Raw genomic sequence first — 14,599 nt, 5'->3', positions numbered from 1 at the left:
CTATCTGCGGGCTACAATCCGCCTGACAGGGACGGGTTCCGCGTCGGCCCCACCGGAAATTGCAAGGTCGAACGGAATAATTTTCGCGTTTTCGGACGCGCGCGCGACCAGGGCGTGATTGGGCGGCACTTCCGTCCAGTCCGTTTCCTTATCGAACGGCTCGGATACGACGATGACCTGGCCGCCGTCCTCGCGGAAATACAATGTGTTCGCGGCGTCGTTGACCGCGATCCGGAACGCATAGAGATCCCGGCCGTTGGCGATCGCGCTGGTGAAGCGCAGCCGTTCGCGCAGCGTGCCCTCGTTGACGAGGCCGACGAGAGCTTGCAGCACGGATCGCGTCGCGCCGAGCGGATCGTTCTCGAGACCCGCGCCCATCATGGCGAGGAACACGGCTTCCGAATCGGTCGTGCCCAGCCGCGACGGATAATAGGCATCGGGGATCAGTGCCTCGACCTTGCGCCGCAGCCGATTCCAGCTGCCGACGAATCCGTTGTGCATGAACATCCAGTGGCCGCAGGCGAAGGGATGGCAATTCTGCCGCGTCACCGCCGTGCCCGTGGCGGCGCGGACATGGGCAAAGAACAGATGCGAGCGCAGATGGCGGCAGAGATAGCGCAGATTTTCATCCGACCAGGCCGGACGCGTCTCGCGATAGAGACCGGGTTCGGGATGCTCGCCGTACCAGCCGAGACCAAAGCCGTCGCCATTCGATCCCGCCGTGGACTGGAGCGAGCGGATGCTCTGCGCCACCAGCGAATGCTCGGGCTCGGTGACGTAGGGCTCGAACGAGGTTGTCTCGCCCCGGTATGCGATCCAGCGGCACATGGGTATTCCTGTCGCGGAATTGTCCTGAGGTGCACCAACAGGCCTGACGGCAGGATGGTTCCGCCCTACATGCGGATCAGAACGACCCCGGCGACCAGCAGCGCGGCGCCGGCGATCCGGACGGCACTCACGGGATGGACGGGAACGCCGAGCACGCCAAAATGATCGAACGCGACGGATCCGAGCATCTGGCCGGCGATCAGCAGCGCGAAGAATGTCGCGGCGCCGAGCCGCGGCACGAGGAAGATGCCAAGGCCGATGAAGATGGCTCCGAACAATCCGCCGCTCCATGCGAACCAGGGTATCCGGGCTGCGGTCGCCACTGAGGGGATGGGATCGCGCGTCAGCAGCGCCAGGGCCACCATGCAGAGCACGCCGAGGAAATAGCTCATGAAGCCGGACCACGCCGCCGAGTTGAGCGCAGTCCGCAGGTTGGCGTTGAGCGCCTGCTGCACGACGAGGCTGATCCCCGCCGCCACGGCGAGGAGCATCGGAAGCGCCAGTTTCAACATGGCTGGTTCGTCTCCTTGTTCAGCCCGCCGTTTGATTTTGCCTCAAGTGAAAGGCGCGATGTATATCTTTATCTCCGGGCCGCCCGGCTTCAATATTGGAGATCGAAATGGATGACCAGGTCACATGGGCGGCGCTCCAGCGCCATTGGGCTGCTTCGGACGCAAACGATTTCGAGGCCGAGCATGACATCTACCGCGAGGACGCCGTGCTCGACTATCCGCAGTCGGGCGAGCGCATCCACGGCCGCAGGAACATCCAGGAGAGCCGGTTCGTGCAGCCGAACGCGAAGCGCTTCACCGTCAGCCGGATTGTCGGCGGCGGCGATCTCTGGGTCAGCGAGTTCGTATTGAGCTATGACGGAGTGCCGTCCTACGTCGTCAGCATCATGGAATTCCGCGACGGGCTGGTCGCGCATGAAACGCAATATTTCGGCGACCGATTCGATCCGTCGCCGTCGCGCGCGCATCTCGTCGAGCGGGTGAATTGAAAGAGCAACGCTGTCGCTCACACTCGTCATTGCGGACGTAGCGAAGCAATCCGGAGTCGTTCCGCGGCGGCAGTCTGGATTTTCTTCGCTGCGCTCGCAAGGACCATGTAGAAGCAGTCACAGCGCGTCCGGACGCCAACGCGCATCAACGTGGAACCGATGCGGCCGCTGGTCGCAGTCTTGTCGCCTTGATTCCGACAGACCCACCTCTATGTGTGACGCGAACAAGAATCCGGGCCCCTCTGGCGAGGACGCCGACGAATGTCGGCAAACCTCGCGATGTCGGATGACCTGTCCCGCGCGAATGCGATGGATCGGCCGATCGTCGGGCCTCTCGAGTTCCTTCCGATCAGTCGTCCATCGCAGCTCCGCGCGGCCATTGCGCAAGATTGAGGAGCAACGATGTCTGACGCCGCCACTGCAAATCCCATCGAACTCGAGATCACCGAACCGTCCAGCCTGAATGAGCAGGCCGCGGTGGCGCTGGTCATCGCCGGCGCGCTGGTCGCCGTGGCTGACCGGCGCGTTTCGCCAATCGAGCGCGACGAGGTGATCCGCTTCATCCGGGATCGCGGCCTGGCGCCGCATATCGGCGACGAGCGGCTGTTTGCGATGTTCGACGAACTGGCGGAACGATTGGAGGAGCCGGACTTTGCCAACGTGGTGATCGATACGCTGCGGCCGGTTTCGAACATGCCGCTCTCCTCGGATTTGATGGAATTGTCGGAGCGCGTCGCGGCCGCGGACGAGGACGTGCATCCGCATGAGGTGCAGGTGATCAAGCTGCTCCGCCTGCTGACTTTGGTGCTGCCGCGCGCAAAGCTGGTCGGCCCGGGCGCGGCGAGTGCCGCCACGCAGGAGTGAGCATGAGCGCAGCATCGGAGGAGGGTACGACCGGAGCTGCGGGCGCCACCGGCCGGATGGCCGGTGGCGATCCGCGCCTCGACAGGCTCGTCGATCGCCTGCCGCCGCGCATGGGCAACGCCGTCACCTATCTGCTCAAGCCGTCCAGCCGCTGGGTCAGGATTCCGTCCGGCGCGCTGCTCGTCGTCGGCGGCGTGCTGTCCTTCCTGCCGGTGCTCGGCGTCTGGATGCTGCCGCTCGGCCTCGCGCTGCTCGCAGAAGACGTACCGGCGCTGCGCGCCTCGCGCTCGAAGGTCCTGGATTGGGTCGAGCGGAAGAAGCCGCAGTGGCTCGATCCGTCCGCATCGAAACATGATCAATCATGACTGAATTCGTCACCGCTGACGCGCTGACCGCGCTGCTTCAGGTCGTCCTGATCGATCTCGTGCTCGCCGGCGACAATGCCGTCGTCATTGGCCTGGCCGCTGCCGGCCTGCCGGCCGGGCAGCGCCGGCGCGCCATCGTCGTCGGCATCGTCGCGGCGACCGCATTGCGCATCGTCTTTGCCGGCGTCGCGACCCAGCTGCTCCAGGTGATCGGCCTGCTGCTCGCCGGCGGCGTGCTGCTGCTCTGGGTGTGCTGGAAGATGTGGCGCGAGCTGCGCGAGCAGTCCGCGCATGCGAGCCAGCTCGCTTTCAGCCATAGTGGCGGCGCCGGCACCGCAGATGTGCCGCGGAAGACCTTCGGGCAGGCGGCGTTGCAGATCGTCGCTGCCGACGTCTCGATGTCGCTCGACAACGTCCTCGCCGTCGCGGGCGCGGCGCGCGAGCATCCCTACATCCTCGCCTTCGGCCTGCTGCTGTCGGTCGCGTTGATGGGTGTTGCCGCCGATCTGCTCGGCCGCGTGCTGCAGAAGCAGCGCTGGATCGCCTATGTCGGCCTCGCCATCATCGTCTACGTCGCCTTCGAGATGATCTATCGCGGCTCGCTCGAGCTCGCGCCCGTGATCGCGAGTCTCTGAGGCGCCGCGTCCCGTTTGCAATCCGGAGTGATTAATGACGTCCGAACTCAATGCACCTTCGGCCGCGCCTTCGCAGCCACAGATCGGCCCGTTCGCCCAGCTGATCTTTGGCTCGCGCTGGCTGCAATTGCCGCTCTATGTCGGCCTCATCATCGCACAGGGCGTCTACGTGCTGCTGTTCCTGAAGGAACTCTGGCACCTCGTCGTGCACTCGTTCGACGCCAGCGAGCAGCAGATCATGCTGGTCGTGCTCGGGCTGATCGACGTCGTCATGATCTCGAACCTGCTGGTGATGGTGATCGTTGGCGGTTACGAAACTTTCGTTTCGCGCCTGAACCTGAGCGGCCATCCCGACGAGCCGGAATGGCTGAGCCACGTCAATGCCAGCGTGCTCAAGATCAAGCTCGCGATGGCGATCATCGGCATCTCCTCGATCTCGCTGCTCAGAACCTTCATCGAGGCCGGCAATCTCGGCACCACGCGCAGCAATTTCACCGAGAGCGGCGTGATGTGGCAGGTGCTGATCCATCTGACCTTCATCATCTCCGCGATCGGCATCGCCTGGGTCGATCGCCTCAGCGAGAACGGACACCGCAAGGAGGCGCGTCACGGTTGAGGCTGCGGCCTGCTATTGCGCCGCGCTTCATCACCGCACGGCGTGCATCTCCAGAAACGCCTTCACGCCGGTGACAGCGCCGGTATCCGACGGCACGTAGCCGGGCAGGGTGGCCACGGCGGCGCGGAAATCGGCGCTGCGGATGATTTCGAGGATGCGCTGCATCGGGGCGGTGTCGAGGAAGGCGCGCTTGCAGACGAAGAAATAATCCTCGGTGAGGATGCGGATGAAATCGAGGCCGAAATGCCGGGCGGCGGCCTCGACGCCAAAGCTCGCATCCGCCATGCCGCTGGCGACATAGGCCGCAACCGCGGCATGAGTGAACTCGATCTGCTGCGCGCCGTTGACGCGGCTTTCGTCGATGCCGTTCGCGGCGAGCAGCTGGTCGAACAACAGGCGCGTGCCGGAATCATGGTCGCGGTTGACGAAGCGGACGTTCGGTTTGGTGAGGTCGTGGAGCGAGGCGAGCCGCAGCGGATTGCCACGCGCAACCATTAGCCCCATCTCGCGCGTGACGAAACTGATGATGCGGTCCTCGCGCGGATCGAGCCATTCGCGGGCTGCCTTGATGCCTTGCGCGCGTAGCGCGCCGTGCGGCAGATGCAGGCCGGAGAGGTCGCAGGCGCCCTGGGCCAGCGAGACCAGCGAATGCTGGTTGCTGACATAGCGCAGATCGACGCCGATGCCGGGATCGCGGTCGAGGAATTCGCGCAGCTTGGCGACCGCGAAGCCGTGGCTGGCATGGACGCGGATCACGGAAGGGCGCTGTTCGAGGAACGGCTTGATCTCGCTCGCGAGCTCCTGCGCCAGGTTCTCGAGCTGCGGCCCGAGCCGCGCCTGCATGCGCTCGCCGGCCCACACCAACCGCTCGCCGAACGGCGTGAGCTTTGAGCCCCTGCCGCGCTGGGTCTCGACCAGCGGCGTGCCGAAGAACTCGGACCATTGCTCGATCAGATTCCAGACATGGCGATAGGAGAGGTGCGCGTCGCTCGCGGCGCTGGTGATCTTTCCCGTCTTCCGGATCTCGTTGAGGATGCCGAGCATGACCACCACAGTGCGGGGGCTAGCTTCCCGGCGAAACCGCCAGACGGCCTCGATCTCGATCTGAAGCATTGGCCTTCCTTATGAACTACGCTTCATATGTGAAGCGTCCATTTGCAAATCATATCATATTTACTCCAGCCGCTGCGCCTCTAGTCTGGCATACCAGCTCAGGAGGAAATATGATGTCTGTTGCATATGACTTTGCGCATTCGCCGGCCACCGAATTCATGGCGCGGCCGCAGCATCTGCTCATCGACGGCCGTCGCGTGCCCGCGAGCTCCAGCCGCACCTTCAAATCGATCAATCCCGCCACCGGACAGGTCATCGCCACCATCGCCGAAGGCGGCGAGGCCGATGTCGAGCACGCCGTGGCTGCCGCGCGCCGGGCATTCGAAGGTCCGTGGCGCACGATGCGGGCGTCCGAGCGCGGCCAGATCCTGCTGCGCTGGGCCGACCTGCTCAAGCGCAACGCCGATGAGATCATCGAGCTGGAATCGATCGATGCGGGCAAGCCGATCTCCGCGACGATGCGCCAGGACTTTCCGGCGGCCGTCGACACGTTGACCTACTACGCCGGCTGGACCGACAAGATCAGCGGCGAGGTCGTGCCGGTGCGCGACGACGCCCTGACCTATACCGTGCGTGAGCCGGTCGGCGTGGTCGCGGCGATCGTACCGTGGAACTTCCCGCTGATGATCGGGATGTGGAAGCTTGCGCCGGCACTGGCCTGCGGCTGCACCATCGTGATGAAACCGGCCGAGCTGACCTCGCTGTCGGCGCTGCGCATCGCCGAGCTTGCGCTCGAAGCGGGCCTGCCGGCGGGCGTCTTCAACGTCGTCACCGGTCCCGGCCGCGTTGTCGGCGACGCGCTGGTCAATCATCCTGATGTAGACAAGGTCACCTTCACCGGCTCGCCCGGGGTGGGGCGCGGAATCATGAAGGCCGCGGCGAGCAACTTCAAGCGCGTCTCGCTCGAGCTCGGCGGCAAATCGGCCAATGTCATTTTCGACGATGCCGACCTCGAGGCGGCCAGCAAGGCTGCGGCCTCCGGTATCTTCTTCAATGCCGGCCAGGTCTGCTCGGCCGGTTCGCGCGTGTTGGTGCAGGAGAAGGCCTATGACGAGGTCGTCGAGCGGCTCGCCGCGCGCGCCAAGTCGATCAGGATCGGCGATCCGCTCAATCGCAAGACCGCGCTCGGGCCCGTCATCTCCGAGAAGCAGATGAAGTCGATTCTCGACTACGTCGACATCGGCCGGAAGGAGGGCGCGAGGCTCGTCACCGGCGGGACGCGTATCGGCGACCGCGGCTATTTCATCAGCCCGACCGTGTTCGCCGATGTCGCGCACGAGATGCGGATCTCGCAGGAGGAGATCTTTGGGCCCGTGGTCAGCGTCATCAAGTTCAAGGACGAGGCTGATGCCTTGCGGATCGCTAACGACACGGCCTACAGCCTCGCCGCCGGCGTCTGGAGCCGCGACATCGGCAGGCTGCAGCGTTTCGCCAAGCGGGCGCGGGCGGGCACGGTCTGGATGAACACCTATGGCTATACCGATGTACGCCTGCCCTGGGGCGGCGAGCGCGACTCCGGCCTCGGCCGCGAGCATGGCACCGCCGCGCTCGACAATTTCACCGAGCCGAAGGCGGTGTGGATGAACTTGGCCGTCTGATACCTCCCGAGCGGCCAATCCTGGGCCCGCCTGATCCAGTCAGGCGGGCCCTTTTTTGAGATCGATAAAATCGTCTGCAATTCGCTCAGCGGCGGCAAACCTTGTGGACAAGAAGCGCGCCGCCTTAAACCAGGGCTTTGGAACTGACCTGCATCCTGCCTGCAAAAGGGCAGGGCACGATCATGTCTATTCTCAAGGAGATCGTCGCGGCGGTCGCGGGAGTCTACGCGCTCCTGTTCGTCTGCGACGCATTGTTCGGCGTCGGCGAGGCGCGCTTCGACGACAACTATTACAGCGCCAGCTTCTACGCGCCGCGGCCGAAGGAATTCCGCTTCGCGAGCGACACACCGCCGGCGGTGCGTGTCAGCGAAGCGTTTGCACAGTTTGCGCCCGGCGAAGCCAAGCCGAATAAGCGCTACTCGTCACTGGCGACGGTCATCCGCTAAGCCAGGGCCCTCCACCTGCTGCTCAGGTTTGCTCGGCCGTTCACGCTGTCCGGGATGCTGTCCCGCACGTTGAGGGATCAAGACCAGGCACAGCAGCATGAAAATTGCGATCGCCGCAGAGGCCAGCGGCCGGCTCAGGGCCAAGCCGCCATGATCGAGTGGTTTGTCGAGGAAGTCGCCGACGGTGGCGCCGAGTGGGCGCGTCAGGACGAAGGCCCCCCAGAACAGCGCGACGCGCGAGACGCGGGTCCAGAAGTAGAGCGCCGCAATGGCGGCCAACCCGGCCGCGAAGATCAGCGCGCCGCCCCGGTAGCCCATGTTGCCGGTATCGGCGATCCAGTCGCCGAGTGCAGTGCCCAGCGTCTGTGAAAAGGTGATCGCGGCCCAATAGAAGGTCTCGACGCGCGGCGTGTTGACGCTATCGACGGAGATCGTTCCCTCGGTGCGATACCAGAGGCCGAGCGCCAGCACGAGGCAGGTGAGAAGCAGCGTCGAACCGCCGGTATATCCGATGCCGAGCGAGCGGTCGGCGAAGTCGGCCATCGTGGTGCCGAAAGTCGTCGATGCCACGATGGTCGCCCAATACAGCGCGGGATGGAATTTCCGCGCGCGGACTTGCGCTGCGACCAGGACGATCATGGCAGCCAGGAACAGGCATGTCCCTGCAAGATAACCCCAGTTCAGCGTCATTGTGACGGTGTCGCCGCCGGTCTCCCCGAGGGTCGTCGCGGCGATCTTGACGATCCAGAAACCGAGCGTGACCTCCGGGACCTTGCTCTCGCTGACGATGCTGCTCTTCGCGTGATCTTTCATGGTGTCCTCCTTGTTGCGTCAGCCGGGACGATCGCGGCTGACGCTTCAAACCTTGGATGGTGGGCCGCAGCAGGGTCAGGCTCTCGCGATGCCATCCATGACCGAGAGCAGATCGGCGACGGCCTGCTTGCACTTTGCCGCGTCCGGCGAGCCCGCGCGCAGCGCCTCCAGCGCCCGATCGATCGCCTTGTCGATGGTGTGCCAGTCCGACGCCGCGCGCGGCTTCAATCCTGCTTCGGCGTCGTCCCATTTCGTCTCGAGATCCTTGATCCGGGCCTTGGCGCCGACGAGGTCGCCCTTGTCGATCAGCGCGGCGACATCGACCACGATGGTCCGGAACGGTGTGAGATCGCCGAGTTTTGCCGTCGTGGCCTCCGCGAGCGGCACAAAAGTAAAGTGCTGGCTGGCATGCATCCGCGGCTCGCTGCTGAAGGTTGTCAGTAGACAGACGGTGATGGCGGATATCAGTTTCATCGTGCAGTTCTCCTCTTGTTGCTTCTGTCTCCTGCACCAGCGGTCAAAGCTTTTGGTGTGGAGCTATCGCGTCGGATCGGGCCGGCGCGCGTCCTCACTCTCGAACGTCACCCAGGCGACCAGGCCGACGATCAGGGTCAGGAAGGCGATGCTGGTCTGGATCATGCCAAGGCCCATTCCGCCATAGTCGCGCGATTGCGACAGCAGATCGCCGAGCGAGGCGCCGAGCGGACGCGTGAGGATGTAGGCGAGCCAGAAGGTGAGGACCGGGTTGACGCCGACGTAGAGGGCGATCGCCACCGCCGCGATCAGCGCTCCGAATGCGACGACGCCGAGCTGGAAGCCGAGGCCGAGCGCTTCGGTGGCGAGATCGCCGGCGGCGGTGCCGAGCGCGAAGGTGAACAGGATTGCGCTCCAGTAGAACAGCTCGCGTCGCGTCGTGACGATCGAACTTATCGACAGCGTGCGCTCGACGCCGTACCAGACTGAAAATGTCGCCGCGAGCGCGCACGCGAATGCCGAGGTGCTGACATAGAGGCTGACATCGAGCTTGTCCGTCAGGAGATCGGTGAGCTGCGTGCCGACGACGCTGACGAGGACGACGGTGAGCCAGTAGATCCAGGGCACACAGGCGCGCCGGCTCAGTTGCAGAAGCAGCGCGGCGGCCAGCAGGCCGCTCATGCAGATCGCGGTCAGGCTGGCACCAAGGCCGACATGCACCGCGAGATAGTCGGCGCCAGTCTCGCCGACCGTGGTTGAGAGTACCTTGATGGCCCAGAAGATCGCGGTGACCTCCGGAACCTTGTTCAGCATCCGTCTTGCGTCAAAGCTGGAATATTGTGGCACGCCCAATCTCCCAAAGCCGAAGCGATGCGGGACCATCGTGCAGCCGACTTAGGCCCGGCTTAGGATCAGAAATCACGCCGCAGGGTAGTCTTCGCCGCAATTTCGGCCCGCTGAGGCTCCCTAACTCTGCGCTAAGTCGGGATGGCCACGATTTTGGCGGCCGAACGGCCCGGCGGTTTCGAGGATCGAGTTTTGCGGGTTCTGCTGATCGAGGATGACAGGATGGTTGGCGCCGCCGTCGAGCTGGCGCTGAAGGACGCCGCCTACGCCGTCGACTGGGTGAGAGATGGCGAGACCGCACTGCTTGCCGCGGCGAGCGAGTGCTATGAAGTGCTGCTGCTCGACCTTGGTCTGCCGAACGCGGACGGCCGCGACATATTGCGGCGGCTGCGCGCCGATGGTCGCAAGCTTCCCGTCATCGTCGTGACCGCGCGCGACGCGATCGACGACAGGATCCAAGGCCTCGATCTCGGCGCCGACGACTACCTCGTCAAGCCGTTCGAGATCCGCGAATTGCTGGCGCGCATGCGCGCGGTGCTTCGCCGCGAAGGCAGTGGCGCCCCCGCTGTCCTCGGCAACGGCAGGCTCAGTCTCGATCCGGCGACTCGCGAGGCCTCGCAGGATGGCCAGACGGCCATCCTGACCGCGCGCGAGTTCGCTCTGCTCCAGGCCTTGCTCATACGGCCCGGCACCATTCTGTCGCGGAGCGAGCTCGAGCGGCAGCTTTACGGATGGAACGAGGAGGTCGAAAGCAACGCGGTCGAGTTTCTGATCCATGCCATCCGCAAGAAGCTTGGTCCGGAGGCGATCCGCAACGTGCGCGGGATGGGGTGGATGGTGGATCGCGCGCCATGATCAGGTCGCTGCGCGGCCGGCTGTTCATCAGCTTGACGGCGGTCGTGCTGTTGACCGGTCTCGTGGGCGGCGTCTTTGCGCATCGCTGGGCATTCGACGAAGCCATCGAGACGCAGGACTCGGTGCTGATCCAGATCGCGGACCTCGTTCAGAGCGGCGGTTTCACCGGCGCTCAAGACCTTCATGGGGTGGATGAGGATGCCGAGGTGTGGCTGATGGAATTGACGAAGATCCCGCAAGGTACCTCCGAGGAGCGTCAGTTGTGGCGGCTTCAGGACGGGATTCGCGATGCGACGCGGAAGGGAAAGCCGGTCCGCCTAGTGCTGCGGACGCGGTCCGACGGCAGCCGTTTTGCGGTGGCGCAGAGCACGGGGGTTCGGGACGAGATCGCGGGCGACATGGCGTTCCGGACCGTGCTTCCGATCGCAGCGCTGATCCCCTGCCTGATGCTGGTGATCGCCTTTGTCATTGCCCAATCGCTCCGCCCGATGGTGCGACTGGCTGACGAACTCGACGCCAGGCCCGCCGATGACATGACGCCGCTGCCACTGCGCGGCCTCCCGAGCGAACTCAATCCATTCGTCGCTTCGATCAACGGATTGTTCCGGCGCGTGCACGAAATGATGGAGCAGCAGCGCAGGTTCATCGCCGATGCCGCGCACGAGCTGCGGACGCCCTTGACGGCGCTGAGTTTGCAGGCCGAGAATCTCGATCAGGTCGAGCTGCCGCCAGCGGCGCGCGAACGCCTTGCGGTGCTCCGGCAGGGCATGGCCCGCAGCAAGCATCTTCTGGAACAGCTGCTTGCGCTGGCACGGCATGACGCCGCGTCACCCGATCGCGCGCGATGGGAGGTCGTGGGGCTCGACCAGGCGGCGAGGGGCGTTGTCGCCGATCTCTTGCGGGAGGCGGCGAGTCGCGGCGTCGATCTCGGCTTCGAACGAGCCGAGTCTGTTCCGGTGCGCGGCGAGCCGATGATGCTCGCCGCCGTGATCCGCAATCTCGTCGACAACGCGCTCCGTTTCACGCCAGCGGGCGGCAGCATCGATGTGGCCATTCACCAGGAGGGCGCGACCGGCGTTCTCCGTGTCGGGGACACCGGGCCGGGCGTTCCCCCAGAAGAGATCGGCCGGATTTTCGAGCCGTTCTTCCGCGGTCAACGTCCGGAAGGCGATGGCGTCGGTCTTGGCCTTTCGATCGTCAAACGGATCGTCGATCGGCTCGGCGGGTCCATTGAAGCCGTGAACATCGTCGAACCCGGGCGAACCGGACTGCGGGTCGTCGTCAGACTGCCCGCGGCGGCGACCTGAGGCTCACTCCCCCTGGATCCATTCCGCCACCCCGCGCCACAGCGTGTCGCGGTGGTCGGGACGGAAGAAGCCGAAATGGCCGATGGCTTTGGCGCCGACATCCGATGGTTTGACCGTCAGCACTTCCGGCTGGATCGCAGTGAATCCGCTGGTGAGCAGCTCGACTGCGGAGCGTGTCGCCCAGGGATCGTCGGAGAAGCACAGCGCGCGCAGCTCGCCTTTGTACTTTGCAAAATTCTCCAGCGCCGGCAGCTTTGAATCGAACAGATAGCGGGGGCTCGACACCCACTCGGCCCACTGCAGGAAGACGCCCTTGGGCAGATCTTCGCCGACGCCGGCCCAGCCCGGCGCATAGCCGAGCGCATGGACCAACGGCACGCCGACAAAATTCATGAACGCATAGACGCGGTATTTCTCCGGCGAGGTCATCAGCCGCCAGGTCGCGGCCTGCGAGGCCACGAAGGCGGCGCGCGAGATCTCGGTATTGTTCGCAATCAGCCCGAGTGCCTGGCCGCCGAAGGAATGGCCGACATAGGCCAGCGGCAGGTCGTGATAGCGTTCGCGCATCCAGCGCACCGCGGCGGTGACGTCAAGCGCGGCCCAGTCCGATATCGAGGCCTTGAAGCCGACCAGCGATTTCGGCTGGTTGTAGCCGGTCATCGCTGGCGGGCGGGAGCCGCCGACGCCCCGATAGTCGTAAGTCAGCACCGCGCAGCCGCGGTGGGCGAGATAGGAGGCAAAGCCCTTGTAGATCTTGCGCGGGACGGCGGTGGCCGAATTGATCAGCACGGCATGGCGCTTGGCGCCGCGCGGCAGGAACAGGGTGCCGGCCAGCGCGTACCCGTCGGCCGCCGGGAAGCTGATCTCGTCGATGAAAACGTCGTCGCGCGCCGCGTCCATGGGCAGAAGGTGTCTTGCCGGTTTCCTCGTAATCCCCAGCAAATGCGATTCAGCTTTCCCTGCAAGGGTTTGCACTGCGAAACGGATTTACAACTGGCGGGGCGAAGCCAGCCTGTGTATAAGGCGGCCCTCGCAACCCACAGATCAGGTTGTGCTTTTTGCTTCACGGAGAGATTGCGATGTCCGAGCGGTGGACGCCCGAGTCCTGGCGCAGCAAGCCGGTGCTACAGGTGCCCGATTATCCCGACGCCAAGGCCTTGGCCGACGTCGAGGCGCAGCTTGCGACCTTTCCGCCGCTGGTGTTCGCGGGCGAGGCGCGCAACCTGAAGAAGGCGTTGGCCCGTGTTGCGGCGGGTGAGGCCTTCCTGCTCCAGGGCGGCGACTGCGCCGAGAGCTTTGCCGAGCACGGCGCCAACAACATCCGCGATTTCTTCCGCGTGCTCTTGCAGATGGCGGTGGTGCTGACCTATGCCGGCGCCGTCCCGGTGGTGAAGGTCGGCCGTATCGCCGGCCAGTTCGCCAAGCCGCGCTCGTCGCCGACCGAGAAAGTCGGCGATGTCGAGCTGCCGAGCTATCGCGGCGACATCGTCAACGATATCGCCTTCACCAGGGAAGCGCGCGTGCCCGATCCGCAGCGCCAGCTGATGGCCTATCGCCAGTCGGCCGCAACGCTGAACCTGCTTCGGGCGTTTGCGACCGGCGGTTTCGCCAATCTCGGCAGCGTGCATCAATGGATGCTCGGCTTCCTCAAGGACTCGCCGCAGTCCCGCCGCTACAAGGAATTGGCCGACCGCATCTCGGACGCGCTGAACTTCATGCGCGCCTGCGGCCTCGATCTGGAGAGCCATCCCGAGCTGCGCGCCACCGACTTCTACACCAGCCACGAGGCGCTGCTGCTCGGCTACGAGCAGGCCATGACCCGGGTCGATTCGACCACCGGCGACTGGTACGCGACCTCGGGCCACATGATCTGGATCGGCGACCGCACCCGCCAGCTTGACCACGGCCATATCGAATATTTCCGCGGTATCAAGAACCCGATCGGCCTGAAATGCGGCCCCTCGCTCAAGCCCGACGAACTGCTGAAGCTGATCGACGTGCTCAATCCCGACAACGAGCCGGGCCGGCTGACGCTGATCGGCCGTTTCGGTGCCGACAAGGTCGGCGAGCATCTGCCGAACATGATTCGCGCGGTGCAGCGCGAGGGCAGGGTGGTGGTCTGGTCGTGCGATCCCATGCACGGCAATACCATCACCTCGACATCGGGCTACAAGACACGGCCGTTCGACCGCATCCTGTCGGAAGTGAAGTCGTTCTTCGCGATCCATGCCGCCGAGGGCACCCATGCCGGGGGCGTGCATCTGGAGATGACCGGCCAGGACGTCACCGAATGCCTCGGCGGCGCCCGCGCGATTACGGACGAGGATCTCAACGATCGCTACCACACGGTCTGCGATCCGCGCCTCAATGCTGAGCAGTCCATCGACATGGCTTTCCTGGTCGCAGAGCTGCTCAAGCAGGAACGCGCCGGGAAGGTGAAGCCGATGCCGGTCGCAGCGGGACTCTAGGACCTTGCTGCGCATCTGGAAGGCCACGATCAATTCCCGCAACGGAATGGCCTTTGCCTTCCGCTCGGAACAGGCCATCCGCGAGGAAATCTTTGCGCTGATCCTGTCGGTGCCCGTGGCGTGGTTCGTTGCCGCGAGCGCGATGCGCGCGGTCGAACTGGTCTGTGCAGTTGCTTTCGTGCTGGTCGTCGAGCTGCTCAACACCGCGATCGAGAAGCTCGCCGACCGCCTGACCATGGACCACGACAAGCAGATCGGCCGGGTCAAGGACATGGGCTCGGCTGCGGTTGGCGTTGCCCTCTTGATGGCCGGTGCGTTCTGGATCATCGCCATCATCGAGCGATTGGGGTTTCTCTAGAATTACGGATCGG

Annotated in this window: 18 protein-coding genes; 11 read left to right on the top strand and 7 right to left on the bottom strand. The window is 64.8% G+C overall.

The window, feature by feature from the left end; all coding sequences use genetic code 11:
* Positions 1–828 carry a class II glutamine amidotransferase gene (locus tag JJB99_RS23230; protein ID WP_200494629.1) on the bottom strand — a complete coding sequence of 276 codons (828 nt, stop codon included), beginning with the start codon at positions 826–828 and terminating at the stop codon, positions 1–3.
* A gap of 65 nt (positions 829–893) precedes the next feature.
* Entirely contained in the window at positions 894–1,340 is a 447-nt protein-coding gene (locus JJB99_RS23225; RefSeq protein WP_200494628.1) for a DMT family transporter, read from the bottom strand.
* Between the two features lie 107 nt (positions 1,341–1,447).
* Between JJB99_RS23225 and JJB99_RS23220 the strand changes: the two genes are divergently transcribed.
* From JJB99_RS23220 to JJB99_RS23200, 5 genes are all read left to right on the top strand, one after another.
* Positions 1,448–1,828 (top strand): nuclear transport factor 2 family protein, encoded by a 381-nt coding sequence (locus JJB99_RS23220; RefSeq protein WP_200494627.1) that lies wholly within the window; start codon positions 1,448–1,450, stop codon positions 1,826–1,828.
* A 402-nt stretch (positions 1,829–2,230) separates the two neighbouring features.
* A complete protein-coding gene (locus JJB99_RS23215; protein WP_200494626.1) occupies positions 2,231–2,692 on the top strand; it encodes a TerB family tellurite resistance protein in 462 nt (153 codons plus the stop codon).
* Positions 2,693–2,694: 2 nt separating this feature from the next.
* Entirely contained in the window at positions 2,695–3,057 is a 363-nt protein-coding gene (locus JJB99_RS23210; protein ID WP_200494625.1) for a hypothetical protein, read from the top strand.
* The gene (locus JJB99_RS23205) at positions 3,054–3,692 is read left to right on the top strand and encodes a TerC family protein (protein WP_200494624.1); all 639 of its coding nucleotides are present in this window, start codon (positions 3,054–3,056) and stop codon (positions 3,690–3,692) included. The genes JJB99_RS23210 and JJB99_RS23205 overlap by 4 nt, the downstream gene beginning before the upstream one ends.
* Before the next feature lie 34 nt (positions 3,693–3,726).
* Positions 3,727–4,308, top strand: a complete 582-nt coding sequence (locus tag JJB99_RS23200; protein WP_200494623.1) for a TIGR00645 family protein — start codon at positions 3,727–3,729, stop codon at positions 4,306–4,308.
* 30 nt (positions 4,309–4,338) lie between these two features.
* Here JJB99_RS23200 and JJB99_RS23195 read toward each other — a convergent pair whose 3' ends face one another.
* Positions 4,339–5,421, bottom strand: coding sequence for a substrate-binding domain-containing protein (locus JJB99_RS23195; RefSeq protein WP_200494622.1), 1,083 nt, complete (start codon positions 5,419–5,421; stop codon positions 4,339–4,341).
* Between the two features lie 113 nt (positions 5,422–5,534).
* On the opposite strand from JJB99_RS23195, the gene JJB99_RS23190 reads away from it, so the two are divergent.
* Together JJB99_RS23190 and JJB99_RS23185 are read left to right on the top strand one after the other, a co-directional pair.
* The gene (locus JJB99_RS23190; protein ID WP_200500258.1) at positions 5,535–7,019 is read left to right on the top strand and encodes an aldehyde dehydrogenase family protein; all 1,485 of its coding nucleotides are present in this window, start codon (positions 5,535–5,537) and stop codon (positions 7,017–7,019) included.
* 182 nt (positions 7,020–7,201) lie between these two features.
* Positions 7,202–7,465, top strand: a complete 264-nt coding sequence (locus JJB99_RS23185; protein WP_200494621.1) for a hypothetical protein — start codon at positions 7,202–7,204, stop codon at positions 7,463–7,465.
* Here the strand turns inward: JJB99_RS23185 and JJB99_RS23180 are convergent.
* From JJB99_RS23180 to JJB99_RS23170, 3 genes are all read right to left on the bottom strand, one after another.
* Positions 7,442–8,278 (bottom strand): COG4705 family protein, encoded by an 837-nt coding sequence (locus JJB99_RS23180; protein ID WP_200494620.1) that lies wholly within the window; start codon positions 8,276–8,278, stop codon positions 7,442–7,444. The two genes, JJB99_RS23185 and JJB99_RS23180, sit on opposite strands and share 24 nt — an antisense overlap.
* Before the next feature lie 75 nt (positions 8,279–8,353).
* Complete coding sequence (locus tag JJB99_RS23175; protein WP_200494619.1) at positions 8,354–8,752, bottom strand: hypothetical protein; 399 nt, start codon at positions 8,750–8,752, stop codon at positions 8,354–8,356.
* Positions 8,753–8,815: 63 nt separating this feature from the next.
* Positions 8,816–9,565 carry a COG4705 family protein gene (locus tag JJB99_RS23170; RefSeq protein WP_246774946.1) on the bottom strand — a complete coding sequence of 250 codons (750 nt, stop codon included), beginning with the start codon at positions 9,563–9,565 and terminating at the stop codon, positions 8,816–8,818.
* 255 nt (positions 9,566–9,820) lie between these two features.
* On the opposite strand from JJB99_RS23170, the gene JJB99_RS23165 reads away from it, so the two are divergent.
* Entirely contained in the window at positions 9,821–10,453 is a 633-nt protein-coding gene (locus JJB99_RS23165) for a response regulator transcription factor (protein ID WP_283815993.1), read from the top strand.
* A complete protein-coding gene (locus JJB99_RS23160) occupies positions 10,450–11,760 on the top strand; it encodes an ATP-binding protein (protein WP_200494617.1) in 1,311 nt (436 codons plus the stop codon). Before JJB99_RS23165 ends, JJB99_RS23160 begins: the two co-directional genes overlap by 4 nt.
* A 3-nt stretch (positions 11,761–11,763) precedes the next feature.
* On the opposite strand, the gene JJB99_RS23155 is transcribed toward JJB99_RS23160, so the two are convergent.
* Entirely contained in the window at positions 11,764–12,660 is an 897-nt protein-coding gene (locus JJB99_RS23155; protein WP_200494616.1) for an alpha/beta hydrolase family protein, read from the bottom strand.
* Between the two features lie 179 nt (positions 12,661–12,839).
* Between JJB99_RS23155 and JJB99_RS23150 the strand changes: the two genes are divergently transcribed.
* Together JJB99_RS23150 and JJB99_RS23145 are read left to right on the top strand one after the other, a co-directional pair.
* Entirely contained in the window at positions 12,840–14,228 is a 1,389-nt protein-coding gene (locus tag JJB99_RS23150; RefSeq protein WP_200494615.1) for a class II 3-deoxy-7-phosphoheptulonate synthase, read from the top strand.
* Positions 14,229–14,232: 4 nt separating this feature from the next.
* Positions 14,233–14,586, top strand: coding sequence for a diacylglycerol kinase (locus JJB99_RS23145; protein WP_200494614.1), 354 nt, complete (start codon positions 14,233–14,235; stop codon positions 14,584–14,586).
* The last annotated feature ends 13 nt before the right edge of the window (positions 14,587–14,599 follow it).

It is taken from the genome of Bradyrhizobium diazoefficiens (assembly GCF_016616235.1).
Classification (GTDB): domain Bacteria; phylum Pseudomonadota; class Alphaproteobacteria; order Rhizobiales; family Xanthobacteraceae; genus Bradyrhizobium; species Bradyrhizobium diazoefficiens_H.
This window is presented reverse-complemented; position numbering and strand designations above follow the sequence as displayed.